This window comes from Noviherbaspirillum album, from assembly GCF_035916955.1.
Classification (GTDB): Bacteria; Pseudomonadota; Gammaproteobacteria; order Burkholderiales; family Burkholderiaceae_D; genus Noviherbaspirillum; species Noviherbaspirillum album.
Genome location: NZ_JAWIIV010000097.1, coordinates 1 through 2,356 on the forward strand (window position 1 = coordinate 1; position 2,356 = coordinate 2,356).

The 2,356-nt window shown below is 62.3% G+C and carries 1 protein-coding gene and 2 pseudogenes; all 3 read right to left on the reverse strand.

What is annotated here, in order from left to right; genetic code table 11:
• A pseudogene (locus tag RY831_RS32790) lies at nucleotides 1-1,001 on the reverse strand (branched-chain amino acid ABC transporter permease); the annotation flags it as partial.
• A 293-nt stretch (nucleotides 1,002-1,294) separates the two neighbouring features.
• Nucleotides 1,295-1,408: pseudogene (locus tag RY831_RS32795) on the reverse strand (branched-chain amino acid ABC transporter permease); the annotation flags it as partial.
• A gap of 49 nt (nucleotides 1,409-1,457) precedes the next feature.
• Complete coding sequence (locus RY831_RS32800) at nucleotides 1,458-2,354, reverse strand: branched-chain amino acid ABC transporter permease (RefSeq protein ID WP_326510471.1); 897 nt, start codon at nucleotides 2,352-2,354, stop codon at nucleotides 1,458-1,460.
• Between the last annotated feature and the right edge of the window lie 2 nt (nucleotides 2,355-2,356).

Sequence of the window (2,356 nt, forward strand, 5' to 3'; positions counted from 1 at the left end):
ATGGTGCCGAACAGCTTCATCTCGGTGCCGTTGGCCGACTCCAGCGTCAGGTGGTACAGCATCTCGATCACCATCACCAGGCCCACGAAGCCTACCAGCGCGGCGGCGCACACGGCCACCATCTGCGGCAGGATGCGGCGGAACTTGCCGAACTTGGCCACCCTCAGGTTGAGCATGATGATGCTGGCGATGCCGCCCGGCGCATACATGACGATGAGAATGAAGAACACGCCCAGGTACAGCTGCCAGGCCTTGGTGAAGTCCGACAGCATCACGGTCAGGAACACGCCGATGATGGCGCCGATCATGGGACCGAAGAAGAAGCCGACGCCGCCGATGAAGGTGAACAGCAGCACGCCGCCGGAACGGATGGCGCTGACGTTCTCGGCGGTGACGATCTCGAAGTTGATGGCTGCGAGGCCGCCCGAGATGCCGGCGAAGAAGCCCGACAGGATCAGGGTGAGGTAGCGTGCCCACTGGGTGTCGTAGCCGATGAACTCGACCCGCTCGGGGTTGTCGCGCACGGCGTTGATGATGCGGCCCAGCGGCGTCTGCGTGAACGCATACATGCCGATGGTGGCGATGAACAGCCAGGCCGCGATCAGGTAGTACACCTGGATCTGCGGGCCGAAGGTGATGCCCATGAACGTCTCGCCGTAGACGCGGTTGGTGGAGATGCCGCCTTCGCCGCCGAAGAACTCGGGGAACATGAGCGAGCAGGCGAACACCAGTTCCACGATACCCAGGGTGATCATGGAGAAGGTGGTGCCCGACTTCTTGGTGGTGACATAGCCGAACAGCATGCCGAAGAACATGCCGGCGATGCCGCCGATGAGCGGAATCAGGGTGACCGGCATCCAGATCGAGCCGGCGGTGGCCAGGTTCATCGCATGGATGGCGAAGAAGGCGCCCAGGCCGGAATAGACCGCATGGCCGAAGCTGAGCATGCCGCCCTGTCCCAGCAGCATGTTGTAGGACAGGCCGAAGATCATGACGGTGCCNCGAGCCGGCGGTGGCCAGGTTCATCGCATGGATGGCGAAGAAGGCGCCCAGGCCGGAATAGACCGCATGGCCGAAGCTGAGCATGCCGCCCTGTCCCAGCAGCATGTTGTAGGACAGGCCGAAGATCATGACGGTGCCTATCTGCGACAGGATGGAGAGCGACGCGCCCTTGTTGAAGATCAGCGGCGCCACGATCAGGATCACGGCGAACAGCCCCCAGATGATCCAGCGCGCCAGGTTCAGGGGCTTGTACGTCATGGTGTTTTTAATGGTGAGTGTATTGGTATTCATGTCAGCTCTCCCGTGTGCCCATCAGACCGCGCGGACGGAATATCAGGATCAGTACCAGCAGCAGGTAAGGCAGGATCGGCGCCACCTGCGAGATGGTGAGTTTCAGTACCGGGAAGNGCTTGTACGTCATGGTGTTTTTAATGGTGAGTGTATTGGTATTCATGTCAGCTCTCCCGTGTGCCCATCAGACCGCGCGGACGGAATATCAGGATCAGTACCAGCAGCAGGTAAGGCAGGATCGGCGCCACCTGCGAGATGGTGAGTTTCAGTACCGGGAAGCCGAAGGTTTCCGGCGTGACGGTAGTGCCGATCAAGGCCAGCACGGTGGCGAACGAATAGTCCAGCGCCACCGCATAGGTCTGCAGCACGCCGATCAGCAGCGAGGCCAGCAGCGCGCCGACCAGCGATCCCATGCCGCCGACCACCACCACCACGAAGATGATGCTGCCGACGGTGGCTGCCATGCCGGGCTCGGTGACGAAGGCGTTGCCGCCGATCACGCCGGCCAGTCCGGCCAGCGCGCAGCCGCCGCCGAAGACCAGCATGAACACGCGCGGCACATTGTGACCCAGCGCCTCGACCATGTCGGGATGGGTGAGCGCGGCCTGGATGACGAGGCCGATGCGGGTCTTGGTGAGCACCAGGAAGATGGCCACCAGCATGAGGATGGCGACGAGCATCATGAAGCCGCGGTACATCGGGAAAGTGGTGGTGAACAGCGTGAACAGCGGTCCGTCGAGTTCGGCGGGAATCGGATAGGGCACCGCCGCCCTGCCCCAGATCAGCTGGACGAGCTCGACCAGCACATACGACAGGCCGAAGGTGAACAGCAGTTCGGGAATGTGTCCGTACTTGTGGACCGAACGCAGGCCGTAGCGCTCGACCATGGCGCCGATGACGCCGACGAGCAGCGGCGCGACGACCAGCGCCGGCCAGAAACCGATGGTGGTGCTCACCGCATAGGCGAAATAGGCACCGAGCATGTAGAAGCTGGCATGCGCGAAGTTGAGCACGCCCATCATGCTGAAGATCAGCGTCAGGCCGGAAGACAGCATGAACAGCA